25 protein-coding genes are annotated in these 23,784 nt (G+C 72.4%); 1 reads left to right on the top strand and 24 read right to left on the bottom strand.

Going from position 1 to position 23,784, the window contains the following annotated elements; genetic code table 11:
- Positions 1–16: 16 nt before the first annotated feature.
- The 14 genes from metK to pyrR form a co-directional block, all read right to left on the bottom strand.
- The gene (gene metK / locus ABEB17_RS10975; protein WP_378226940.1) at positions 17–1,267 is read right to left on the bottom strand and encodes a methionine adenosyltransferase; all 1,251 of its coding nucleotides are present in this window, start codon (positions 1,265–1,267) and stop codon (positions 17–19) included.
- A gap of 24 nt (positions 1,268–1,291) precedes the next feature.
- Positions 1,292–2,518, bottom strand: a complete 1,227-nt coding sequence (coaBC, locus tag ABEB17_RS10970; protein WP_345716734.1) for a bifunctional phosphopantothenoylcysteine decarboxylase/phosphopantothenate--cysteine ligase CoaBC — start codon at positions 2,516–2,518, stop codon at positions 1,292–1,294.
- Positions 2,519–2,549: 31 nt separating this feature from the next.
- Positions 2,550–2,813 (bottom strand): DNA-directed RNA polymerase subunit omega, encoded by a 264-nt coding sequence (gene rpoZ / locus ABEB17_RS10965; protein ID WP_345716733.1) that lies wholly within the window; start codon positions 2,811–2,813, stop codon positions 2,550–2,552.
- Positions 2,814–2,861: 48 nt separating this feature from the next.
- On the bottom strand, positions 2,862–3,431 hold the full coding sequence (gene gmk, locus ABEB17_RS10960) for a guanylate kinase (protein ID WP_345716732.1): 570 nt from the start codon (positions 3,429–3,431) through the stop codon (positions 2,862–2,864).
- Positions 3,428–3,748, bottom strand: a complete 321-nt coding sequence (gene mihF / locus ABEB17_RS10955) for an integration host factor, actinobacterial type (protein WP_345716731.1) — start codon at positions 3,746–3,748, stop codon at positions 3,428–3,430. Before mihF ends, gmk begins: the two co-directional genes overlap by 4 nt.
- Positions 3,749–3,878: 130 nt before the next feature.
- The gene (gene pyrF, locus ABEB17_RS10950) at positions 3,879–4,730 is read right to left on the bottom strand and encodes an orotidine-5'-phosphate decarboxylase (RefSeq protein ID WP_345716730.1); all 852 of its coding nucleotides are present in this window, start codon (positions 4,728–4,730) and stop codon (positions 3,879–3,881) included.
- The gene (locus tag ABEB17_RS10945; protein WP_345716729.1) at positions 4,727–5,707 is read right to left on the bottom strand and encodes a dihydroorotate dehydrogenase; all 981 of its coding nucleotides are present in this window, start codon (positions 5,705–5,707) and stop codon (positions 4,727–4,729) included. The genes pyrF and ABEB17_RS10945 overlap by 4 nt, the downstream gene beginning before the upstream one ends.
- Entirely contained in the window at positions 5,707–6,603 is an 897-nt protein-coding gene (locus ABEB17_RS10940) for a dihydroorotate dehydrogenase electron transfer subunit (protein ID WP_345716728.1), read from the bottom strand. The genes ABEB17_RS10945 and ABEB17_RS10940 overlap by 1 nt, the downstream gene beginning before the upstream one ends.
- Positions 6,600–9,887 carry a carbamoyl-phosphate synthase large subunit gene (carB, locus tag ABEB17_RS10935; protein WP_345716727.1) on the bottom strand — a complete coding sequence of 1,096 codons (3,288 nt, stop codon included), beginning with the start codon at positions 9,885–9,887 and terminating at the stop codon, positions 6,600–6,602. Before carB ends, ABEB17_RS10940 begins: the two co-directional genes overlap by 4 nt.
- Positions 9,887–11,020, bottom strand: a complete 1,134-nt coding sequence (gene carA / locus ABEB17_RS10930; protein ID WP_345716726.1) for a glutamine-hydrolyzing carbamoyl-phosphate synthase small subunit — start codon at positions 11,018–11,020, stop codon at positions 9,887–9,889. Before carA ends, carB begins: the two co-directional genes overlap by 1 nt.
- The gene (locus tag ABEB17_RS10925) at positions 11,017–11,532 is read right to left on the bottom strand and encodes a PH-like domain-containing protein (protein ID WP_345716725.1); all 516 of its coding nucleotides are present in this window, start codon (positions 11,530–11,532) and stop codon (positions 11,017–11,019) included. Before ABEB17_RS10925 ends, carA begins: the two co-directional genes overlap by 4 nt.
- Entirely contained in the window at positions 11,529–12,842 is a 1,314-nt protein-coding gene (locus ABEB17_RS10920; protein WP_345716724.1) for a dihydroorotase, read from the bottom strand. The genes ABEB17_RS10925 and ABEB17_RS10920 overlap by 4 nt, the downstream gene beginning before the upstream one ends.
- Entirely contained in the window at positions 12,839–13,810 is a 972-nt protein-coding gene (locus ABEB17_RS10915) for an aspartate carbamoyltransferase catalytic subunit (RefSeq protein ID WP_345716723.1), read from the bottom strand. The genes ABEB17_RS10920 and ABEB17_RS10915 overlap by 4 nt, the downstream gene beginning before the upstream one ends.
- Positions 13,807–14,382 (bottom strand): bifunctional pyr operon transcriptional regulator/uracil phosphoribosyltransferase PyrR, encoded by a 576-nt coding sequence (pyrR, locus tag ABEB17_RS10910; protein WP_345716722.1) that lies wholly within the window; start codon positions 14,380–14,382, stop codon positions 13,807–13,809. Before pyrR ends, ABEB17_RS10915 begins: the two co-directional genes overlap by 4 nt.
- A 232-nt stretch (positions 14,383–14,614) precedes the next feature.
- Here pyrR and bldD point away from each other — a divergent pair, with 232 nt between their 5' ends.
- Positions 14,615–15,121, top strand: a complete 507-nt coding sequence (bldD, locus tag ABEB17_RS10905) for a transcriptional regulator BldD (protein ID WP_345716721.1) — start codon at positions 14,615–14,617, stop codon at positions 15,119–15,121.
- Between the two features lie 116 nt (positions 15,122–15,237).
- Here the strand turns inward: bldD and ABEB17_RS10900 are convergent, their stop codons facing one another.
- From ABEB17_RS10900 to pilM, 10 genes are all read right to left on the bottom strand, one after another.
- A complete protein-coding gene (locus tag ABEB17_RS10900) occupies positions 15,238–16,704 on the bottom strand; it encodes a pyridoxal phosphate-dependent decarboxylase family protein (RefSeq protein ID WP_345716720.1) in 1,467 nt (488 codons plus the stop codon).
- 23 nt (positions 16,705–16,727) lie between these two features.
- Positions 16,728–17,138 carry a transcription antitermination factor NusB gene (gene nusB, locus ABEB17_RS10895; RefSeq protein ID WP_345716719.1) on the bottom strand — a complete coding sequence of 137 codons (411 nt, stop codon included), beginning with the start codon at positions 17,136–17,138 and terminating at the stop codon, positions 16,728–16,730.
- A gap of 6 nt (positions 17,139–17,144) precedes the next feature.
- Positions 17,145–17,705: an elongation factor P gene (gene efp, locus ABEB17_RS10890; RefSeq protein ID WP_345716718.1), complete on the bottom strand. Its 561-nt coding sequence runs from the start codon at positions 17,703–17,705 to the stop codon at positions 17,145–17,147.
- A gap of 81 nt (positions 17,706–17,786) precedes the next feature.
- Positions 17,787–18,878: a 3-dehydroquinate synthase gene (gene aroB, locus ABEB17_RS10885; protein ID WP_345716717.1), complete on the bottom strand. Its 1,092-nt coding sequence runs from the start codon at positions 18,876–18,878 to the stop codon at positions 17,787–17,789.
- Entirely contained in the window at positions 18,875–19,399 is a 525-nt protein-coding gene (locus ABEB17_RS10880; protein WP_345716716.1) for a shikimate kinase, read from the bottom strand. Before ABEB17_RS10880 ends, aroB begins: the two co-directional genes overlap by 4 nt.
- On the bottom strand, positions 19,396–20,619 hold the full coding sequence (gene aroC, locus ABEB17_RS10875; protein ID WP_345716715.1) for a chorismate synthase: 1,224 nt from the start codon (positions 20,617–20,619) through the stop codon (positions 19,396–19,398). Before aroC ends, ABEB17_RS10880 begins: the two co-directional genes overlap by 4 nt.
- 94 nt (positions 20,620–20,713) lie before the next feature.
- Positions 20,714–21,319 carry a hypothetical protein gene (locus tag ABEB17_RS10870; RefSeq protein ID WP_345716714.1) on the bottom strand — a complete coding sequence of 202 codons (606 nt, stop codon included), beginning with the start codon at positions 21,317–21,319 and terminating at the stop codon, positions 20,714–20,716.
- An 11-nt stretch (positions 21,320–21,330) separates the two neighbouring features.
- Positions 21,331–21,981 carry a type 4a pilus biogenesis protein PilO gene (locus ABEB17_RS10865; protein WP_345716713.1) on the bottom strand — a complete coding sequence of 217 codons (651 nt, stop codon included), beginning with the start codon at positions 21,979–21,981 and terminating at the stop codon, positions 21,331–21,333.
- A gap of 1 nt (position 21,982) precedes the next feature.
- A complete protein-coding gene (locus ABEB17_RS10860; protein ID WP_345716712.1) occupies positions 21,983–22,702 on the bottom strand; it encodes a PilN domain-containing protein in 720 nt (239 codons plus the stop codon).
- Positions 22,699–23,757, bottom strand: coding sequence for a type IV pilus assembly protein PilM (gene pilM, locus ABEB17_RS10855; RefSeq protein ID WP_345716711.1), 1,059 nt, complete (start codon positions 23,755–23,757; stop codon positions 22,699–22,701). Before pilM ends, ABEB17_RS10860 begins: the two co-directional genes overlap by 4 nt.
- Between the last annotated feature and the right edge of the window lie 27 nt (positions 23,758–23,784).

Raw genomic sequence — 23,784 nt, 5'->3', positions numbered from 1 at the left:
CAGCGGCCAGCGGGGCTCAGGCGCCGACGGCGGCCTTGAGCGCGTCGACCCGGTCGGTGCGCTCCCAGGTGAAGCCGTCGGCGTCCGTACGACCGAAGTGGCCGTAGGCCGCGGTGCGGGCGTAGATCGGCCGCAGCAGGTCGAGGTCGCGGATGATCGCGGCGGGGCGCAGGTCGAAGACCTCGCTGATCGCCTTGCCGATCGCGGCCGGGTCGACCTGCTCGGTGCCGAACGTCTCGACGTACAGGCCCACCGGGTGCGCCTTGCCGATCGCGTAGGCGACCTGCGCCTCGCAGCGGGACGCCAGGCCGGCCGCGACCACGTTCTTGGCGACCCAGCGCATCGCGTAGGCGGCCGAGCGGTCGACCTTCGACGGGTCCTTGCCGCTGAACGCGCCGCCGCCGTGCCGGGCCATGCCGCCGTAGGTGTCGACGATGATCTTGCGGCCGGTCAGGCCCGCGTCGCCCATCGGGCCGCCGATCTCGAACCGGCCCGTCGGATTGACCAGCAGGCGGGTCGAGGAGGTGTCCAGGTCGAAGTCGATCTGGGACAGCACCGGCTTGACGACGTCGGCCTCGATGTCGGGCGTGAGCATGCCCTCCAGCGAGATGTCCGCGGCGTGCTGCGTGGACAGCACGACCGTGTCGAGCCGCACCGCGCGGTCGCCTTCGTAGCCGATGGTCACCTGGGTCTTGCCGTCCGGGCGCAGGTAGGCGAGCTCACCGGACACGCGGACCTCGGTCAGCCGCTCGGCCAGCCGGTGCGCCAGGAAGATCGGCAGCGGCATCAGCTCGGGGGTGTCGGTGCAGGCGTAACCGAACATCAGGCCCTGGTCGCCGGCGCCCTGGGCGTCCAGCGGGTCGATGGTGCCCTCCGCGCGGCGCTCGTACGCGTCGTCGACGCCCTGGGCGATGTCCGGGGACTGCGCGCCGATCGAGACCTCGACGCCGCAGGAGTTGCCGTCGAAGCCCTTGGTGGAGGAGTCGTAGCCGATCCGCAGCACGGTGTCGCGCACGATCCGGGGGATGTCCACGTAGGACGACGTCGTCACCTCCCCGGCGACGTGCACGAGGCCCGTCGTGACCATCGTCTCGACCGCGACCCGGCTGCGCGGGTCGTCAGCGAGCATGGCGTCCAGGATCGCGTCGCTGATCTGGTCACAGATCTTGTCCGGGTGGCCCTCGGTGACGGACTCGGACGTGAACAAGCGCAAGGACGACACAGGCAATCTCCTCGGATGCAGCGGCTGCTGGCTGGCGCGGCTCATCGGTCGAGGCCGCGATCGATGAGTCTAGCCCGCCCGCGCAGCGAGACGGCGGGTGACCACATTCCAGACACCGGCCGCGACCTCGGTCTTGGTTCCGGGGTCGAGCGCGTGCTCGACGGGCCGCTCGCCGCCGGCTGCGTCCAGCACCACGACCGTGTTGTCGTCCGACCCGAAGGTCTTGTCGACGCCGACCTCGTTGACCACCAGGAGGTCGCAGCCCTTGCGCGCCAGCTTGGCCCGCGCGTGGTCCAGCACGCTGCCCTGCGCGTCCCCGGTCTCGGCCGCGAAACCGACCACGACCTGGCCCGGGCGGGTCCGGTGCGCCGCCAGCTCGGCCAGGATGTCCGGGTTGCGGACCAGCTCGATCACGGGCGACCCGCCGTCGTCGGACTTCTTGATCTTGTGGTCGGTGAACCGGGCCGGTCGGAAGTCGGCCACGGCGGCGGCCATCACGACCACGTCCGCCGAGGGCGCCTCGGCCAGCACCGCCGTGCGCAGCTGCTCAGCCGTCTCGACCCGGACCACCCGGACGCCGGCCGGGTCGGGCAACGACGACGAGCTGACCAGGACGACGTCGGCGCCGCGGGACGCCGCGACGGCGGCGAGCGCGTAACCCTGCTTGCCGGACGACCGGTTGCCCAGGAACCGCACCGGGTCCAGCGGCTCACGCGTCCCACCGGCGCTCACCAGCACGGTGCGCCCGGCCAGGTCCTGCGGGGTGGCGACGGCGGGGCTGGACCCCAGCAGCGCCCGGCAGGCCGCGAAGATCTGCTCGGGCTCGGGCAGCCGACCCGGCCCGGTGTCGGCGCCGGTCAAGCGGCCGGACGCCGGGTCAAGCACGACGACGCCACGGTCGCGCAGCGTCAGGACGTTGGCCTGCGTGGCCGGGTGCTCCCACATCTCGGTGTGCATCGCCGGGGCCATCAGGACGGGGCACCGGGCCGTCAGCAGGGTGTTGGTCAGCAGGTCGTCCGCCAGCCCGTGCGCCGCACGAGCCAGCAGGTCGGCCGTGGCCGGCGCGACGACCACGAGGTCAGCGTCGCGGCCGAGCCGGACGTGCGGCACCTCGTGCACGTCCTGCCAGACGTCGGTGTGCACGGGTTGGCCGGACAGCGCGGCCCAGGTCGGCTCCCCCACGAACTCCAGCGCGGCCCGGGTCGGGACCACCCGGACGTCGTGACCGCTCTCGGTGAGCAGGCGCAGCAGGTGGGCGACCTTATAGGCGGCGATGCCACCCCCGACGCCGAGCACGACGTGGGGGCGTTCGCCAGCCTGGTTCAGCTCACGCCTCGGCAGGCTCGGAGGTCAGCAGACCCTCGTTGATCTCGCGCAGTGCGATGCTCAGCGGCTTCTCGTGCACGTGCGTCTCGACCAGCGGGCCGACGTACTCGAGCAGGCCCTCGCCGAGCTGGGAGTAGTAGGCGTTGATCTGACGGGCGCGCTTGGCGCCGTAGATGACCAGGGCGTACTTCGAGTCGGCGACCTTCAGCAGGTCGTCGATCGGGGGGTTCGTGATGCCTTCGGGAACAGCGATGGTGCCGGACACGGAGAGTCTCGTTTCGTCGACGTACAGGCGGATCCACCGTCCATTGTGTCAGATCGCGAGACCCATCTGCTGCACGAGCGCCGCGCTGGCCCGCTGCACGTCGTCGTTGACGATCGTCACGTCGAACTCCGGCTCCGCCGCGAGCTCCTCGCGCGCCGTGCGCAGCCGCCGCTCGCGCTCCTCCTCCGACTCCGTGCCACGGCCCACCAACCGGCGCACGAGCTCGTCCCAGCTGGGCGGGGCGAGGAAGACGAAGCGGGCCTGCGGCATCGTCTCGCGGACCTGTCGAGCGCCCTGCAGGTCGATCTCGAGCAGGGCGGCCTGGCCCGCCGCCAGGGCGGCCTCGACCGGGCCGCGCGGCGTGCCGTAGCGGTTCCTCCCGTGCACGACTGCCCACTCCAGCAGCTCGCCGCCGGCCACCATCGCGTCGAACCGGGCGTCGTCCACGAAGTGGTAGTGCACGCCGTCCACCTCGCCGGGGCGGGGCGACCGGGTCGTCGCCGACACCGAGAGCCAGACCTGCGGGTACTGGTCGCGCACGAAGGCCGAGACCGTGCCCTTGCCGACCGCGGTCGGGCCGGCGAGGACCGTGAGCCGACGTCGAGCGACGTCGCTCACGATCCGGTCGAGAACCGCGCGACGAGCGCGGACGCCTGCTTGGAGCCCAGCCCGCGCACCCGGCGGCTCTCCGAGATGGCCAGCTCGTCCATGATCTGGCGGGCCCGCACCTTGCCGACCCCAGGCATGGCCTCGAGCAGCGCCGAGACCTTCATCTTGCCGATCACGTCGTTGCGCTGGCCCTCGACGATCACGTCCTCCAGGGAGCCCTGCGCGTGCTTCAGCCGGCTCTTGACCTCCGCGCGCTCACGGCGCGCCGCGGCAGCCTTCTCGAGCGCAGCCTGACGCTGCTCCGGGGTCAGGGGCGGCAGGGCCACGATGCGTCACCTCGAGGGTCGGTCGGAGCCCCCAGGGTTTGCTGCGGGCAGGGTCAGAACCTAGCGACTCATCGCCCACTGCGGCAACGAGACCCGGCAGTTCGGCCGGCGGACGACGTCTGGCGGTTCGTCAGGGCTCACCCAGCACGGCCCGGCAGGCGTCCAGCGTCCGGTCGGCCGCGTCCTGCAGCGCCGTCACCGAGGGCCCCGCACCGAGCACCTCGCGCGACGAGGAGGGCAGCACGTTGCGGACCGCCGCGCCGAACACCTTCGCGAGCTCGCCCGCACCGGCACCCTGCGCGCCGATCCCGGGCGCCAGCAGTGGCGCGTGGCTGGCGGCCAGGTCGATCCCGAGGTCCGTAACCGCCGAGCCGATGGTCGCGCCGACGACGAGCCCGACGTCGCCGAGGTCGGGGCAGCCCGCGTTGTCGGCGCTCACCCCGGCCACGATCGCCGCCGCCACCGAACCCCCCTGCGGCCCGACCGCGTGCTGTACCTGGCCGGCCTCCGGGTTCGAGGTGAGGCCGAGCACGAAGATGCCGCACCGTTGCGCCGCAGCCAGGTCCAGTGCCGGCCGCAGTGACTCGTAGCCCAGGTACGGGTTCACCGTGAGCGCGTCCGTCGCCAGAGGGCTGGACTGGTCGAGGTAGGCCTGCGCGTAGGCGGTCATCGTCGAGCCGATGTCCCCGCGCTTGGCGTCGGTGATGACCAGCGCGCCGGCCTCGCGGGCCTCGCGCACGACCCGCTCCAGCACGGCGACCCCGGCCGAGCCGTGCCGCTCGAAGAACGCGGACTGCGGCTTCAGCACGGCGACCTGCCCGGCCAGTGCCTCGACGCAGGTCATCGCGAACCGCTCGAGACCACGGGCGTCGTCGTCCAGGCCCCAGGCGGACAGCAGCGACGCGTGCGGGTCGATCCCGACGCAGAGCGCCCCACGCTTGTTCATCAAGGACCTCAACCGGATCCCGAACGGTGCGATCATCGCGTTCCCTCCGCTGTGGCCAGCACCCGATGGGCGTGACCGACGGCATCCATGAAGCTGCTGAAACCGCGCTCCTGCACAGCCTTCGCGAGCTCGTCCCGCACCCGCAGGGGCGCGCTCGGGTCGTGGAAGGCGACGGTGCCGACCTGGACCGCGCAGGCCCCCGCCAGCACCAGCTCCAGGGCGTCGAGGCCGGTCCGGACTCCCCCGACCCCCACGATCGGAACCGTGGGCAGCCGCCCGGCGAGCATGGCGGCCTGCACCTGCCAGATGCACCGCACTGCCACCGGCCGGACCGCCGGGCCGCTCAGCCCACCGGTGAGCCCGGCCAGCCGCGGGCGCATCCGGTCGACGTCGATGCTGATGCCCAGCAACGTGTTGATCATCGTCAGCCCGTCCGCGCCGGCGGACACGCAGGCCGCGGCGATCTCCACGATGTCCGTGACGTCCGGCGAGAGCTTGGCCAGCAGCGGGATGGTCGGCGGGAGCACCGCGCGCACGGCCGCGACCACGGAGGCCGCGGACGTCGGCTCGCAGGCGAACACCAGACCGCGGTTCGCGACGTTGGGGCACGAGATGTTGACCTCGATGGCCGCTACCCCGGGCTCGTCCGCCAGCCGGGCGGCGAGGTCGCGGAACTCCTGCACGCTGCTGCCGGCGATCGACACCACCGCCCGGGCGCCGACCTCGCGCAGCCAGGCCAGGTCCTTCTCGACGAACGCGTCGATCCCCGGGCCCTGCAGGCCGATCGAGTTGAGCATGCCGCTGTCCGTCTCGGCCATCCGCGGGGTGTCCCGGCCGGACCGCGGCGCCGTCATCACCGACTTGGTGACCACGGCCCCCAGCTCGCCCACGTCGAAGAACTGGTGCAGCTCGCGACCCGCCGCGGCGCAGCCGGAGGCCGTCATCAGCGGGTTCGGCAGGGTCAGCGAACCGATCCGGGCCGTCATGTCGACCGTGGCGACGTCCAGCGTCATCAGTGGCTCCTCATCGCGGCCGCGCCGACGCAGTCGTCGGGCACCCGGCCGATGCCGTCCTGCCAGGACTCCCAGCGCACCGTGTCACCGCGGAAGACCGGTCCCTCGACGCAGGAGCGCAGCATCCGGGTCTGCCCGTCCGGGCCCTCGACCGGCATCACGCAGGTCATGCAGATGCCGATGCCGCAAGCCATCGACTCCTCGACCGCTACCTGCGCGACGGCGCCGTGCGCGGTGGCGACGTCGGTCACGGCGCGCAGCATGGCCATCGGGCCGCAGGCATACACGACGGACGCGTCGGCGCGGTCGATCACCTCGCCGAGGACGTTGGTCACCCGCCCCTTCGTGCCGGCGGAGCCGTCGTCCGTGGTGACGGTCGACGTGGTCGACGACCGCCGCGCCTCCAGCACCCCGAACAGCCGGTCCTCGCTGGCCGCGCCCAGGATGATGTCCACCCGGCAGCCGCGCTCGCGCAGGACGTCCGCCAGCCAGAACAGCGGCGCCGTGCCGTAGCCACCGCCGACCAGCACGCACGCCTCGGGCGTCTTCGGCAGCGGGAACGCCCGGCCCAGCGGGCCGACGACGTCGACCGGCTCACCCACCCCGCGGGTGGTCAGCCAGTGCGTGCCGCGACCGGCGTCGGCCACCACGACGTCGACCGTGCCGCCGTACACCCCGGTGGGCGTGACCTTGTGGATCGAGAACGAGCGGCGCAGCAGCATGCCGGTCCGCTCGCCGCCGACCGCGAGGGCGACGAACTGGCCCGGCCGGGCCGTCTCGGCCACCCCCGGCGCCAGGATCGTCAGGTGCTGGTAGGCGCCCACGCGACGGACGGAGATGATCCGCCCGGCGACCTGGACCGGTCCCCCGGGTCGGCGGGAGGACGGCACGCTCATCGGCCGGCCGCCAGGGCCGCCGCGTGCTCCTGCAGCGACCGCACGCTGATCGGCCGGGTCCGTGCGGACTCGATGCCCTGCACCGCGGCGGCCAGCTGCTGGACGGTCGTGATGATCGGCCGGTCCATGCTGGTGGTGGCGGCGCGGATCTCGTAGCCGTCCGCGCGGGCGTCCCGGCCCGAGGGGGTGTTGACCACCATGTCCACCTCACCGGCCAGGATCCGCGCGACCACGGTGGGCTCGCCGTCCGCGCCGTCGCCCTGGCTGTACTTGCGCACCACGGTGCTCTCCACCCCGTTGCGCCGCAGCACCTCCGCGGTCCCCTCGGTGGCCAGCACGGTGAAGCCCAGGTCCACGAGCCGCTTGACCGGGAAGATCATGGCGCGCTTGTCGCGGTTGGCGACGGAGACGAAGACGGTGCCGTGATCGGGCAGCCCGCCGTACGCCGCGGCCTGGCTCTTGGCGAACGCGGTGCCGAAGTCCTCATCGATGCCCATCACCTCACCGGTGGAGCGCATCTCCGGCCCCAGCACCGAGTCCACGACCAGGCCCTCGCGGGTCAGGAACCGCTTGAACGGCAGCACCGCCTCCTTGACCGAGACCGGCGCGTGCGCCGGCAGGTGCGTGCCGTCACCCTCGGCCGGCAGCAGGCCCTCGGCGCGCAGCTCGGCGATCGTCGTGCCGAGCATCACCCGGGCCGCCGCCTTGGCCAGCGGGACCGCCGTCGCCTTGCTCACGAACGGCACCGTGCGGCTGGCCCGCGGGTTGGCCTCCAGGACGTAGAGGACGTCGGACGCCAGCGCGAACTGCACGTTGAGCAGCCCGCGCACCCCGACACCGCGGGCGATTGCCTCGGTGGAGGCTCGCACCCGCTCGATCTCGCTGTGCCCCAACGTGACCGGCGGCAGCACGCAGGCCGAGTCGCCGGAGTGGATGCCGGCCTCCTCGATGTGCTCCATCACGGCGCCGAGGTACATCTCCTCACCGTCGAACAGGGCGTCCACGTCGATCTCGATGGCGTCGTCCAGGAACCGGTCGACCAGCACCGGGTGCTCGGGCGAGGCCTCGGTGGCCCGGGTCACGTAGCCGGACAGCGTCTCGTCGTCGTACACGATCTCCATGCCGCGCCCGCCCAGCACGTACGACGGACGTACCAGGACCGGGTAGCCGATCTCGCGGGCGACCTCGACCGCCTCGGCCGCGGAGTACGCCGTGCCGTGCCGCGGGGCGGGCAGGTCCGCCTCCGCGAGCACCCGGCCGAATGCGCCCCGGTCCTCGGCGAGGTGGATCGCTGCCGGGCTGGTGCCGACGATCGGCACCCCGGCGTCCGCCAGCGACTGCGCCAGCCCGAGCGGGGTCTGACCACCGAGCTGGACCACCACTCCCGCAACGGGTCCGGCCTGCTGCTCGGCGTGCACCACCTCGAGGACGTCCTCCAGGGTGAGCGGCTCGAAGTACAGCCGGTCGGAGGTGTCGTAGTCGGTGGACACGGTCTCGGGGTTGCAGTTGACCATCACGGTCTCGTAGCCGGCGTCCCGCAGCGCGAAGCTGGCGTGCACGCAGGAGTAGTCGAACTCCACGCCCTGCCCGATCCGGTTCGGGCCGGAGCCGAGGATCAGCACGGCCGGCCGCTCGCGCGGCTGGACCTCGGTCTCCTCGTCGTAGCTGGAGTAGTGGTAGGGCGTGTGCGCGGCGAACTCCGCCGCGCAGGTGTCGACGGTCTTGTAGACCGGCCGGATACCCAGGGCGTGCCGGACGCCGCGCACGACCGCCTCGGGCATCGAGCGCAGGCCGCCGAGCTGGGCGTCGCTGAAGCCGTGCCGCTTCGCCTTGCGCAGCAACGTGGGGGTGAGCTCGGGCGCGGCACGGAGGTCGGCGGCGAGGTCCTCGATCAGCGCCAGCTGGTCCAGGAACCACGGGTCGATGCCGGTCGCGTCGTGCAGCTGCTCGACGGTGGCCCCGGCGCGCATGGCCTGCTGGACGGTCAGCAGGCGCCCGTCCGTCGGCACCTTGGACGTCTCCAGCAGCGCCGCCGCGTCGCCCGGCTGGCCGTCCCAGTGGAACGTCGACCCCTTGCGCTCGGCCGACCGCAGCGCCTTCTGCAGCGCCTCGGTGAAGTTGCGGCCGATCGCCATGGCCTCGCCGACGGACTTCATGGTCGTGGTCAGCGTCGGGTCGGCCGCGGGGAACTTCTCGAACGCGAACCGCGGCACCTTGACCACCACGTAGTCCAGCGCCGGCTCGAAGGACGCCGGGGTCTCGTGGGTGATGTCGTTCGGCACCTCGTCCAGGGTGTAGCCGACGGCGAGCTTGGCCGCGATCTTCGCGATCGGGAAGCCGGTGGCCTTGCTGGCCAGCGCCGACGAGCGGGACACCCGCGGGTTCATCTCGATCACGATCACCCGGCCGTCGACCGGGTCCACCGCGAACTGGATGTTGCAGCCGCCGGTGTCCACGCCCACCTCGCGGATCACCGCGATGCCGATGTCGCGCAGCCGCTGGTACTCGCGGTCCGTCAGGGTCATCGCCGGCGCCACCGTGATCGAGTCGCCGGTGTGCACGCCCATCGGGTCCAGGTTCTCGATCGAGCAGACCACGACCACGTTGTCCGCGGTGTCCCGCATCAGCTCGAGCTCGTACTCCTTCCAGCCCAGGATCGACTCCTCGAGCAGCACCTCGGTCGTCGGGGAGGCGTGCAGCCCCGCGCCGGCGATGCGTCGCAGGTCGTTCTCGTCGTACGCGAAGCCCGAGCCCAGTCCGCCCATCGTGAACGAGGGCCGCACGACCACCGGGTAGCCCAGGTCCTCGGCGATGCGCAGGCACTCGTCGATGCTGTGCGCCACCGCGCTGCGCGCCGACTCGGCACCGCAGCGCTCCACCACGCCCTTGAATGCCTCGCGGTCCTCGCCGAGCTGGATCGCCTCGACGTTCGCGCCGATCAGCGGGCAGTTGTACTTCTCCAGGACACCGTTCTCGTGCAACGCGATCGCGGTGTTCAGCGCGGTCTGCCCACCCAGGGTGGCCAGCACGGCGTCCGGCCGCTCCTTGGCGATGATCGCCTCGACCACCTCGGGTGTGATCGGCTCGACGTACGTCGCGTCCGCGAACTCCGGGTCGGTCATGATCGTCGCGGGGTTGGAGTTCACCAGGATGACCCGCAGGCCCTCCTCGCGGAGCACCCGACAGGCCTGGGTGCCGGAGTAGTCGAACTCGCAGGCCTGACCGATCACGATCGGTCCGGAGCCGATGACGAGCACCGACGTCAGATCCGTGCGGCGGGGCATCAGGCGCCCTTCCCTTCGTCGCTGGCGTGCGTCATCAGGTCGGCGAACCGGTCGAACAGGTACGCCGCGTCGTGCGGTCCGGCCGCAGCCTCCGGGTGGTACTGCACCGAGAAGGCCGGCACGTCCAGGCACTCGAGGCCCTCGACGACGTCGTCGTTCAGGCACACGTGGCTCACCCGGGCCCGGCCGAACGGGGTCTGCGACTCGCCGTCCCGGGGGGCGTCCACGGCGAACCCGTGGTTGTGCGCGGTGACCTCGACCTTGCCCGTCGTGCGGTCCATCACCGGCTGGTTGATGCCGCGGTGGCCGTAGCCCAGCTTGTAGGTGCCGAACCCGAGGGCCCGACCCAGCAGCTGGTTGCCGAAGCAGATCCCGAAGAACGGGATCCGCCGTTCGAGCACGTCCCGCAGCAGCGTCACCTGCGGGTCGGCGGTGGCCGGGTCCCCCGGGCCGTTGCTGAAGAACACGCCGTCCGGCTCGAGCGCGATCACGTCGTCGATGCCGGCATCGGCCGGCAGCACGTGCACGCGCATCCCGTGCTCGGCCATCCGCTGCGGGGTCATCGACTTGATGCCGAGGTCCAGCGCGACCACCGTGAACCGCTTGTCCCCCACCGGCTCCACCACGTAGGGCTGGTCGGTGGAGACCTCCTGGGCGAGCGCCGCCCCGGCCATCTGCGGAGCCGACCGGACGACGTCCAGCAGGTCCGCGACAGCCAGCTCGGCGTCCGGGCCGGAGAACACCCCGGCGCGCATCGCCCCGCGCTCGCGCAGGTGCCGGGTCAGCGCCCGGGTGTCGACGCCGGCGATGCCGACGACGCCCTGCGCGGCCAGCTCGTCGCCGAGCGAGCGGCGAGAGCGCCAGCTGGACGGGCGCGGGGAGGGGTCGCGGACGACGTAGCCGGACACCCAGATGCGCGACGACTCGCCGTCCTCGTCGTTCACGCCGGTGTTGCCGATGTGCGGCGCGGTCTGCACGACGACCTGGCGGTGGTAGCTCGGGTCGGTCAGCGTCTCCTGGTAGCCGGTCATCCCGGTGGAGAACACCGCCTCACCGACGCACCGGCCGGTGGCCCCGAACGGTTCGCCGCGGAACGTGCGGCCGTCCTCCAGGACGAGCAGCGCCTGCGTCACTTCGCCTCCTGCTGGTGGTGCTGGTCGATGAGGGCCTTGATCTGCTGCTCGAGCGCGTCCCGGTCGCCGTCGTGCCGCGCCGCCACCGCCGTGCTCACCGTGGCGCCGCCCAGGTCCCAGTCCCAGACCAGGAGTCCCTGCCCGGTCACGGCCTTGCCGGCCCGCACGCTCTCGCGCCGGACCTCTCGCAGGTCGACGGCGGGGACGAGCAGGTCCGGTGCGCCCTCGCGGACGACCGCGATGCCGTCGTCCGTGGCCAGCACCCGCGCGTCGCTGCGGACGCCGAGCCCGTGCACGGCGATCCGGTCGAGCCAGTCGTTCGCCGCCGTCGTCGACACGTAGGTCGCCTCGACGCCCTCGTTCGCCGTGCGGTCGGCCAGCGCCTGCGACGGCGCCGGCGGCGCGGGGACGTCGCGCTGGCGGCGGGTACGGGAACGCCAGCCCCACCACATCCCGGCCCAGGCGAGCAGCACCAGGACGGCGACGATGGCGACCGCCGGCCCCCGGCTCACACGAGCTCCCGGTGCTCGATCGGCTGGCCTTCCAGCACGGTGGCGCGACCACGCAGGAAGGTCGCGACCACCCGGCCGTGCATCTCGCGCCCGGCGAACGGGGTGTTGCGGCTGGCCGTCTGCTGCCGCGCGGGGTCGACCGTCCAGCGGGCCTGCGGGTCCACCAGCGTCAGGTTCGCCGGCTCGCCGACCTCGATCGCGCGGCCGTGGCCGCTGACCCGGCCGATCGCGGAGGGACGGACGGACATGCGGTCCGCGACCCCGGCCCAGTCCAGCAGGCCGGTCTCGACCATGGTCTCGATGACCACGGAGAGCGCCGTCTCGAGCCCGGTCATCCCCATGGCCGCGGCGAGCCACTCGCAGTCCTTGTCCTCGCTGGGGTGCGGGGCGTGGTCGGTGGCGACGGCGTCGATGGTGCCGTCGGCCAGCGCCGCGCGCAGCGCCTCGACGTCGGACGACGACCGCAGCGGCGGGTTGACCTTGAAGCGGGGGTCGTAGGTGCGGACCAGCTCGTCGGTGAGCACCAGGTGGTGCGGGGTGACCTCAGCCGTGACGTCGACCCCGCGCGACTTCGCCCACCGGACGATCTCGACCGAGCCCGCGGTGGACACGTGGCAGACGTGCAGCCGGGAGCCGACGTGCTCGGCCAGCAGCACGTCCCGGGCGATGATCGCCTCCTCCGCGACCGCCGGCCAGCCGGTCAGGCCGAGGACCCCGGACACGTCGCCCTCGTGCATCTGCGCGCCCACGGTGAGCCGGGGCTCCTGGGCGTGCTGGGCCACGACGCCGTCGAACGCCTTGACGTACTCCAGGGCGCGGCGCATGAGGACCGCGTCGTCCACGCAGTGCCCGTCGTCGCTGAACACCCGGACCTGGGCGGCCGAGTCCGCCATCGCACCGAGCTCGGCCAGCCGCTCGCCGGCCAGCCCGACCGTGACCGCACCGACGGGCCGCACGTCGACCCAGCCGGCCTCGCGGCCGAGCCGCCACACCTGCTCCACGACCCCGGCGGTGTCGGCCACCGGGTCCGTGTTGGCCATGGCGTGCACGGCGGTGAAGCCGCCAGCGGCCGCGGCCCGGGTGCCGGACTCGACGGTCTCCGCGTCCTCGCGTCCCGGTTCGCGGAGGTGGGTGTGCAGGTCGACCAGGCCGGGCAGCACGACCAGGCCGGCGCCGTCCACGACCGTGGTCTCGTCGTCCGCGTCGGAGCCGAGGTCCGGGCCGATGGCCGCGATCACGCCGTCCCGCAGCAGCAGGTCGGTCGGGTCACCACCGAGCGGCCGGACGCCGCGCAGCAGGTACGAGCTCATCGGGAGACCTCCTCGCGCTCGCCACCGGCGAGCAACAGGTAGAGCACCGCCATCCGGACCGAGACCCCGTTGCCGACCTGCTCGACGATGGTCGAGCGCTCGCAGTCGGCGGCGTCCGCCGAGATCTCCAGCCCGCGGTTCATCGGACCGGGGTGCATGACGATGGTGTGGTCCTGCAGCAGTCGCAGGCGTCGGGCGTCCAGGCCGTAGCGGCGCGAGTACTCGCGGGCGCTGGGGAAGTACGCGGCGTTCATCCGCTCGCGCTGCACGCGCAGCATCATCACGGCGTCGGCCTCGGGCAGGGACGCGTCCAGGTCGTACGACGTCGCGCACGGCCACGCGTCGACCCGCTGCGGCAGCAGGGTCGGCGGCGCGACGAGGGTGACCTCGGCGCCGAGCGAGTGCAGCAGCAGGACGTTGCTGCGCGCCACCCGGCTGTGCAGCACGTCGCCGACGATGGTGACGCGCTTGCCCTTGAGGTCCTGGCCCGCCGCGGCGCCGTGCTCGCGGTTGCCGACCAGGTGGTGCCGCATCGTGAAGGCGTCCAGCAGGGCCTGGGTGGGGTGCTCGTGGGTGCCGTCGCCGGCGTTCACGACGCTGGAGTCGATCCAGCCGGACGTCGCCAGCCGGTGCGGGGCACCGCTGGCGCCGTGCCTGATCACCACCGCGTCCGCGCCCATCGCCTGCAGGGTGAGCGCGGTGTCCTTCAGGCTCTCGCCCTTGGAGACGCTGGAACCCTTGGCGGAGAAGTTGATGACGTCCGCGGAGAGCCGCTTGGCGGCGGCCTCGAACGAGACCCGGGTGCGGGTGGAGTCCTCGAAGAACAGGTTGATGACCGTGCGCCCGCGCAGGGTGGGCAGCTTCTTGATCTCGCGGTGCTGGGTCTGGGCCATCTGCTCGGCCGTGTCGAGCACCAGGACGGCCTCGTCGCGGTCGAGGTCGGCGGCGGACAGCAGGTGGCGCATCATCGGGCTCCTCCGACCGGGCGGCTGATCCGCACCTCGTCGTGACCGTCGTGCTCGACGAGCCGGACGCTGACGCGCTCGGCGAGCGAGGTGGGCAGGTTCTTGCCGACGTGGTCGGCACGGATCGGCAGCTCGCGGTGGCCGCGGTCCACCAGGACGGCCAGGCGCACGGCCTTGGGGCGGCCCAGGTTGGCCAGCGCGTCCAGCGCGGCGCGGACGGTGCGGCCGGAGTAGAGCACGTCGTCCACCAGCACCACGGTGCGACCGTCGATGCCGTCCGGCGGCAGGTCCGTGCGCTCGAGGCTGCGGACCGGGTGGTGGCGCAGGTCGTCGCGGTACATCGTCACGTCGAGAGCGCCGACCGGCACGTCGCTGCCCTCGACCTCGGCGATGCGCTCCGCCAGCCGGTGGGCCAGGGCGACACCACGGGTGGGGATGCCCAGCAGCACCAGGCCGTCGGCGCCCTTGTTCTGCTCGAGCACCTCGTGGGCGATCCGGGTCAGCACCCTGCGGATCTCCGGCGCCTCGAGCACGGTGGCTTCCAGCGTCGTGGCCGATTCCTCGGCATGGGTCATCGCGGTCTCCTTCCCCGCCTCACAGGACGGGTCGTTAAAGGATGGCTCGGGCCACCGTATCGCACCCCGTTCGCGGCTGACCGGGCGCCCCTAGCACCCATTCGGGGCCTAATCGGGTCGGTTCGCGTGTTCAGACTTGACGCGATCCGTTACGCTCCGTGACCATATGGAGGCAGCTGACGACCCGGCGTCAGCGGCCCGTGGACCGGCCGGGTCAGAGCGAGGAGTACCGATGTCGACGGACTACGCCCGATCTCTCGGGTCGCGTCTGCGGGCGATCCGCACCCAGCAGGGCCTGTCCCTGCACGGGGTGGAGGAGCGGTCCGAGGGCAAGTGGAAGGCCGTCGTCGTCGGGTCCTACGAGCGCGGGGACCGCGCCGTAACCGTCCAGCGCCTGGCTGAGCTCGCCGACTTCTACGGGGTACCCGTCTCCGCGCTGCTGCCGGACGCCGGCAGCTCGTCCGTCGTCGAGGCCCCGCCGCGGCTGGTCATCGACCTCGAGCGGCTGAGCAACGTGCCCGCCGAGCGCGCCGGACCGCTGGCCCGGTACGCCTCGACGATCCAGTCCCAGCGCGGCGACTACAACGGCAAGGTGCTGTCGATCCGACAGGACGACCTGCGCACGCTGGCCGTCATCTACGACATGCCGCCGGCCATGCTCGCCGAGGAGCTCATCTCCTGGGGCGTGCTCGACCCCGATGCTCGTCGTGCCGTCGAGGGTGGCACCGACCGCCTCTGACCGCCGAACCGCCGCGCCCGTTGGCACGCAGTCCCAAGTACGCCTACCTGGGACTGCGTGCCGTTACTCCATTCCTTGCGTAGTGGCGTTGCGCCGCGACACCAACCGGGGTGGGCTCAGGGTTCGATGAGCCGGGCGAGGTACTCCGTGAGCAGGCGCTCCGTCACGCCGGGCGGCAGCTGCTCGATCAGGGCCATCAGCGGAGCCAGCTCAGCCGGTAGCGCGCCGCCGGACTCGAGTCCCGCCACCCCCAGCAGCGCCTGCGCGGTCGCGGCGTCCAGGGTCGCCGGGTCGAGCTGGGCCGCGGCGGCCATCAGACCGGGATCTGCGGACGCCGGAACGCGACCTCGGACGTCGTCCGCGGCGGCGACGAGGGCGCCGGCCAGCTCGTCGACCACGTCGAGCGTCACGGCGGTGACGGTCAGGTGGGCGGTGCGCGGCAGCAAACCCTCGGACGTCTGCAGGGCGGGCTGCGGCTGGATGACCCAACCCCGCGCCCGAGCCGCGTCGGCCAGGTGGTGCGGGTCGACTCGTTCAGCCACGGGCACCGTCTGGTCCGCGGTGACGGCGAACAGGGTGGCCGCCGGTTCCCCGACGACCCGCAGTCCCGGGATCGACCGGGCGACCTCCACCAGCCGCGCCGTCGCGGCCAGCGCCCGCCCGGCCAGAGCCCGGTAACCGCTGTCCCCCAACGCCTCTGCGACGGCCCATGCCGCCGCCAGCGGGGCGGCAGGCTTCGAGCCGAGCATCGACGGGTTCACCACGGCGTACCCCGGCCAGGAGGCCAGCGCGAACGACTGCAACCGCGCCCGGTCGCGCCCGCGGTGCAGCAGCAGCGAGGCGCCTTTCGGCACGTAGCCATACTTGTGCAGGTCCACGGACAGGCTGGTCACGCCGGGCAGGGACAGGTCCCACGGCTGCTCGACGTCGGTGTACGGCAGCACCCAGCCGCCGATGCAGGCGTCGACGTGGCAGGCGATCCCCTGCGCCGCAGCGAGTCCGGCGACCTCCGCGACCGGATCCAGCACGCCGTAGGGGTAGGACGGTGCCGACACCACGACCAGGGCGACCCGGGGTCCCAGCACCGAGTCGACGGCCGCCGCGGTCACGGCGCCGGTGGGCCCGTCGACCGGCACCCGCACCACCTCGAGGTCCAGGTAGTGCGCCGCCTTGTGGAAGGCCGGGTGCGCCGTGACCGGCAGCACCAGCTGCGCCCGGCCCTCACCACCGGCGGCCCGCCAGGCGTCGCGGGCCGTCTTGACCGCGAGCAGGCAGCTCTCGGTGCCCCCGCTGGTGACGCTGCCGACGACCTCGTCGTCCCCGCCGAGCAGGTCGCGCGCCCGGCGCACCAGGTCCGCCTCCATCCGCGCGACGGACGGGAAGGCCGTCGGGTCCAGACCGTTGACGTGCAAGGCGATCCGGCTCGCCTCGGCCGCCAGCTCGTCGACGGCCGGCACCCCGGGGTCGTAGACGTACGCCAGCACCCGACCGCCGTGGGTCGGCACGTCCTGCGCGCGCAGCTCGTGCAGCTGCCGCAGCACGTCGGCGGGGTCCCGCTCGAACCGGACGTGCGGTTGCGGCACGGTGACTCCCTGGCTGCGGCCCCTCAGAGGGCGATGGTCGGCTTGAGCTCGAGCACCCGGCTCAGCAGTCCGTTGACGAACGAGGGTGAGTCGTCGGTCGACAGCGACGTGGCGAGGTTGACCGCCTCGGAGACGGCCACCGCGTCCGGGACGTCGTCGTTGAACAGGATCTCCCAGATCCCCAACCGCAGCAGGGCCCGGTCGACCGCCGGCATGCGGTCGATCGTCCAGCCCTGCGAGTACGTCGAGATCAGCTCGTCCAGCCGCTCGCGCTGGGCGACGACGCCCTCGACGAGGGTGACCGTGTACTCGTGCACCGGCGGGTCAGCCTGCGCGATGCGGTCCGCCAGCAGGGACACCGCGTCGCGACGCCGCTGGTCGGCCTCGAACAGGACGTCGACCGCGCGCTTGCGTGCCTTCGTGCGCGCTGCCACCTGGGCTCAGTTCACCCGGCCGAGGTAGTCACCCGAGCGGGTGTCGACCTTGACCCTGGTGCCGGTCTCGAGGAACAGCGGGACGGCGATCTGCGCGCCGGTCTCGAGGGTGGCCGGCTTGGTGCCTCCGGTCGAGCGGTCGCCCTGCAGGCCCGGCTCGGTGTAGGTGATCACCAGGACGACGGACGTCGGCAGCTCGACGTACAGCGGGGTGCCGTCGTGCAGGGCCACCACGGCCGACTGGTTCTCGAGCATGAAGTCGGCGGCGGAGCCCACGGTGGCGGCGCTGATGTGGATCTGGTCATAGGTGTCGCCGTCCATGAAGACGAAGTCGTCGCCGTCCTTGTACAGGTACTGCATGTCCCGCTTGTCGACGTTGGCCGTCTCGACCTTCGTGCCGGCGTTGAAGGTCTTGTCGACCACCTTGCCGGAGAGCACGGCCTTCAGCTTGGTGCGGACGAACGCCGGGCCCTTGCCGGGCTTGACGTGCTGGAACTCCACCACGGACCAGAGCTGGCCCTCCAGGTTGAGCACCATGCCGTTCTTGAGGTCGTTCGTCGATGCCACTGCAGCCGCTCTCTATCGATGGGGTACCCGGTGGCCTGGGCGAGCCAGGCGAGGTCCGGCCCTCGCGGGCCGCCGACCATCCTACCGGTCCTCCTCCGCGCCGAGCTCCGCGTACGCCGCGTGCAGCAGCGACGGGTCGGGACCCTCGAGTCGCACCGGACGCCCCACGCCCTCCAGGACGACGAACCGCAGCAGGTCGCCGCGGGCCTTCTTGTCGCGTCTCATCGCGCTCAGCAGCTGCTCCCAGCGGTCCTGCCGGTACGTCGTGGGCAGTCCCAGCGAGCGGAGCACGTCGACGTGCCGCTGCGTGGTGGCGTCGTCCAGGCGGCCGGCCAGCCGGGCCAGCTCCGCGGCATAGACCAGTCCCACGCTGACCGCGGCGCCGTGCCGCCAGCCGAACCGCTCGACGTGCTCGACCGCGTGCCCGAAAGTGTGCCCGTAGTTCAGCACCTCGCGCAGACCCGCTTCGCGCAGGTCCTGCCCGACGACGTCCGCCTTGACCCGCACGCTGCGCTCCACCAGGTCGCGGGTCGACGCCGATCGCCAGTCCGTCGCGCGGGCGGGGTCCGCCTCGACGACGTCCAGGATCACCGGGTCGGCGATGAAGCCGCACTTGACGACCTCGGCCAGACCGGCCACGAAGTCGTTGCGTGGCAACGTCTCCAAGGTCGTCAGGTCGCACAGCACCCCGGCCGGCGGGTGGAACGACCCGACCAGGTTCTTCCCGTCGCTGGTGTTGATGCCGGTCTTGCCGCCGACCGCCGCGTCCACCATCGCGGCCAAGGTGGTGGGCACGTGCACGACCCGCACGCCACGCAGCCACGTCGCCGCGACGAACCCGGTGAGGTCGGTGACCGCTCCCCCGCCGACGCCGACCAGCGCGTCGCTGCGAGTGAACCCAGCCTGCCCGAGCACGCCCCACAGGAACGCCGCCACCTGTGCGGTCTTCGCCTCCTCGGCGTCCGGGACCTCCGCGACGTAGGCCTCGAACCCCTGCCCCGCCAGGTCGTCCCGGACGGCCTCGCCGGTGGCGCGCAACGCCTTCGGGTGGACGACCAGGACGCGCTGGACGCCGTCGCCGACCAGCGCGGGCAGCTCACCGAGCAGCCCCTCGCCCACGACGACGTCGTAGGGCTGCTCCCCCGACACCGTGATCCGGGTCGCCGCGCTCATGCCGACTCCGCCGAGCGCAGGCCGGCCACCACGTCGTCCGCGACGTCGACGCTGTCCCGACCCGCGGTGTCCACCGTGAACGTCGCGACGCGCTCGTACACCGGACGGCGCTGGTTCATCAGCTGCGTCCACTGCGCCCGCGGGTTCACGGCGAGCAGCGGACGGCTCTGCGCGAAGCCGATCCGCTTGGCCGCGTCCGAGATCGCCACGTCCAGGAACACCACCGTGAGGCCGGCCAGGTCCGCCTCGGTGCGCGGGTCCAGCACCGACCCGCCACCGAGCGAGACCACGCCGGGCTCCTCGGCGAGCATCAGCGCGCACACCTCACGCTCGAGCTCGCGGAAGGCCGCCTCGCCGTCATCGATGAACAGGTCGTAGATCGACTTGCCGGCCCGCTGCTCGACGACGTCGTCGACGTCCGCGAACGGCTCCTCCAGGCGCTGGGCCACCAGCAGTCCCACGGTCGTCTTGCCCGAGCCTGGCGGGCCGACCAGGACGAGCCGGGGACGCGACGCGCTCACCACGTCCGCAGGCCCGGCGGGACGGCGTCCAGGTAGCCCCGGTGGTTGCGCGCGGTCTCCGTCAGGGAGTCACCGCCGAACTTCTCCAGGCACGCCTCGGCCAGCACCAGCGCCACCATCGCCTCCGCAACGACACCCGCCGCCGGGACGGCGCACACGTCGGAGCGCTGGTGCACCGCCTTGGCCGCCTCGCCGGTCGCCACGTCCACGGTGTCCAGCGAGCGGGGCACGGTCGAGATGGGCTTCATCGCGGCCCGGACGCGCAACACGTCCCCGGTGGACATGCCGCCCTCGGTGCCGCCGGCCCGCCCCGTGCGCCGCCGCACGATGCCCTCGCCGTCCAGCTCCATCTCGTCGTGGGCCGCCGACCCGCGGCGGGCGGCGGTACGGAACCCGTCACCGACCTCGACGCCCTTGATGGCTTGGATCCCCATCAGCGCACCGGCCAGCCGGGAGTCCAGCCGGCGGTCCCAGTGCACGTGCGAGCCGAGGCCGGGCGGCAGACCGTAGGCCAGCACCTCGACCACGCCACCGAGCGTGTCGCCGTCCTTGCGGGCAGCGTCCACCTCGGCGACCATCGCGGCCGACCCGGGAGCGTCCAACGTGCGCACCGGGTCGTCGTCGAGCCGCGCGACGTCGTCCGGGTGCGGCAGCGGTGCGTCGTCGCCGACCTCGGCGGAACCGATCGACACGGTGTGCGAGACGAGCCGGACGCCGTAGGCCTGCTCGAGCAGCGCCGCCGCCACCGCCCCCAGGGCCACCCGCGCGGCGGTCTCGCGCGCGCTGGCGCGCTCCAGCACCGGCCGAGCCTCGTCGAACCCGTACTTCTGCATGCCGACCAGGTCGGCGTGGCCGGGTCGCGGCCGGGTCAGGGGTCGGTTGCGCGCGAGCTCCTGCGGGGAGCCGACGTCGTCCGCGGCGGCGAGGTCGGACGCCGCCACCGGGTCCGGGCTCATCACGGTCCGCCACTTGGGCCACTCCGAGTTGCCGATCCGGATGGCCAGCGGGGAGCCGAGCGTCAGCCCGTGCCGGACCCCGCCCAGCAGCTCGACCTCGTCCTGCTCGAACTTCATCCGGGCCCCGCGACCGAACCCCAGCCGGCGCCGGGCCAGGGCCGCCGCGACGTCCGCCGTGCTCACCTGCACACCGGCCGGCAGTCCCTCCATCACGGCGACCAGCGCCGGGCCGTGCGACTCCCCGGCCGTCAACCAACGCAGCATGCAGGCAGTCTGTCAGGTGCCGTGCCCGGCCCGGCCACAGGCACGACGAAGGCCCGCACCGTGAGACGGTGCGGGCCTTCGCGGACGTGCAGGGTCAGCTGACGGACAGCGACTTGCCCTCGCACATGTTCACCGAGATGTCGCCGAACTGGACGGTGGCGCACTTGCCGCCGGACATGTCGATCAGCTTGAAGTGCTCGCCGAACGTCTGGCCCTTCTTGATGCCGTTCGCGGCCGCCGAGTTCACCTTGAAGTTCGCGCTGGAGTTGGTGGAGGTCACCGAGACCAGCGTGATCGTGGTGGCACCGGACGGCGCCGCGGTCGGCTGCGTCGCCGGAGCGGTGGCGCCACCGGTCGCGGACGTCCCAGCCGCTCCACCAGTGGATGCCACCGGCTCCACGACCAGCGCCTTGAACGGGTCACGCGCGGTCTTGCTCGTGTACTTCTTGATCGCCGGGGCCGCCTTGGCCTTGGCGGCCTTGGTCGGGGCGGCAGTCGCCTTGGCTGCCGGCGTGTGGTTCGCCGAGGCGACCACACCCGACTCCGGTGCGTCGTCCCCGCCGGACACGAGCACGTAGCCCATGCCGACGACGACGGCCAGCCCAGCGGCCACGCCCGCCGCGACGACCAGGCCCTTGCGGCCGCCCGGCGCGGACTCGTCGACCACGCCGTCGGCGGGGCTCTTCTTTCGCAGGTTCATGATGTCCTCGCTCAGCTCGCGTTGGAGGTCGACGGGGTGGTGGTGCCGACGGCGCCCACGGACGCGGCGATCTTCGACGAGTCGAGCACGAAGACGTGGGTCAGCAGCGTCATCTGCAGGTCACTCTTGGCAGCACCGTCGCTCGTGGCCGGCACCAGCGCGACGTTGTCGACCAGCACCGCCCGACGCATCTTGGACTGCAGCTTCTGCAGGTAGAGCGTCAGCTCCGCGTACGAGCCGGTCGCCACGACCGTGGTCTGGATCTGCTCGATGCCGGTCGTCGACGTCGCCCCGGCCGTGGTCGTGTTGGCCGCAGCGGTCAACGGCGCTGGCGTGGACGGCGCCACGCTCTGCAGCACCACCTCCGCCTGGTCGGCGTACTTCGACAGGTCGCGGACCAGCGACGGCAGCGCCGGGTTCTCCGGCATCTGCTGCTTGATCTCGGCCAGCTGGGCCTGACGCGCCGGCAGCGAGGCGAACTGCGCCTTGAGCTGCTGCGTCTTCAGCTTGATCTGGGCGTTCGCAGCGGACTGCTGTGTCGCCTCGTCACGCAGCGAGGCGGCCTCCGAGCGCTGAGGGGAGATGAGCAAGAACCAGGCGGCAACGATGAGCAGCACGCCCACCACCGCAGCTCCTGCACTCCACGCGCGGGTCTTCGTCATGTCATTCACCGTTCCGGTCGTAGCGGTGCGAGAGCGCCGCGTCGGTGATCGAGGCCGTCGACACGAAGTTGACGACCGGCGTGGTGCCGATCTTGGCCCGCGTCGAGCTCGTGAAGTACGCGTCGCTCAGACCCGGCTGACGGCCCAGCGAGTCCAGCCACGTCGCGACGTTGGGGTGGTCCAGTGCGGTGCCGTTGACCGACACCGTGCCCAGCACCGTGGCCGGCGTGGCGCCGGCCGCGGCAGTCCCAGCACCAGTTGCTGCAGTGGCAGCGGGAGTCGGTGCCGAGTTCCCGAGAGCGAGGGTGAGGCTGGTCATCCAGGTGTTGCTGGGGATGGTGACCGCGAAGTTGTTCATGGTGCGGTACCAGAGCACGTCGTTGGCCATCGCCGTGGACCTCGCGGTCGCCGCGGCGTCGATCGCCGCGATGGTGCGCGGGACGTCCTGGTACTTCGCCTGCTCCGCCTGCAGCCGAACGGTCTCGGCCTTGGTCACGGCAAGCTCGTCCGCGGCGTGGTGCTTGTCCTGCACCTGCACGAAGTACGCCCCCGCAGCCACGACGGCCACGACGGCCAGCCCGGCTCCGAGGCCGGCCTGCACGCGACGCAGCGTGCGCGCCTCCTCGATCTCCGGCGGCAGCAGGTTCACCCGGGCCAGGCGCAGCCCGGCCGTGCTGGTGGTGCCGAGACCCTGGGTCTGGGTCTGGTCGAGCAGGCTCATCGGTCAGCTCCCAACGCGAGGCCCACTGGTACGGCGACCAGGGGCTGGACGAAGTCGATCTGGTCGTCGGAAAGGCCGGTGCGGCCGATCTGCAGGTTGCTCAGCGGGTTGCCCACAGTGACGGGCAGGCGCGTGGCGGCCTCGAGCCGCTCGGCCAGGCCGTTGAGCCGCGAGCCGCCGCCACTCAGCACGAGCCGCTGCAGCCGCGTGCCGACCGGGGCGGACGACGCGAAGTAGTCCAGCGAGCTGCGCACCTCGTCCACGAAGGACGCGGCAGTGCTCTCGAGTGCGCGGCCGGCCTCGAGCTGCTGCTCGTGGTCGATGCCGCTCAGACCCGGCGACTGCTTGAGCGCCTCGGCCTGGCTGCGGGTCATGCCCAGGGTGTCGGACACGGCGTCCGTCACGTCCTGGCCACCCATGAGCAGGATGCGCACGAACAGCGGCGCACCGGCCTGGTGGACGACGATGTTGGTGACCCGCGAGCCGATGTCGACCAGCGCCACGGTGTCGGCCTCGGCCGCACCGTTGTTGCTGAGCGAACGCAGCACCGCGAACGGCGTGAGGTCGACCGAGGCCACCCGCAGCCCGGCCCGCTGGACCGCCTGCACGTTGGCCAGCACCATGTCGCGGACGGCGGCGACCAGGAGTCCGCGCAGCATGCGCTGCTGACCCGGCTCGCCGTACTCCTCGACGGGGTGGAAGTCGAGCACGGCCTGCTCGACGGGCATGGGCAGGAAGTCCTGCACCTGGAAGGCGAGGGACGCCTTGAGCTCCTTCTCAGGAAGGGCCGGCAGGTCGACCTGACGCACGATGACGCGCTGGTTGGCCACCCCCAGCACAACTTCCTTGTGCGAGAAGCCCGTGTGGGCCCAGAGCTGCTTGAGCGCGTGGGCGACCGCGTTGGCGTCGACCACCTCGCCGTCGCGCACAGCGCCCTCGGGCAGGGCGACCTGCCCGAACTTCTCGAGCGTCACGCCATGCTTGCCGAACGAGAGCTCAGCTGCGCGCACGCCCGACGTCCCGATGTCGAGACCGATCGCGGACCGTCCAGCCACCTCGATACCCCTTCCATGCGGCACAGC

Source organism: Angustibacter luteus (genome assembly GCF_039541115.1).
Classification (GTDB): domain Bacteria; phylum Actinomycetota; class Actinomycetes; order Actinomycetales; family Angustibacteraceae; genus Angustibacter; species Angustibacter luteus.
Note: the sequence above shows the minus strand (reverse complement) of the source record. Positions and strands in the feature narration are given on the sequence as shown.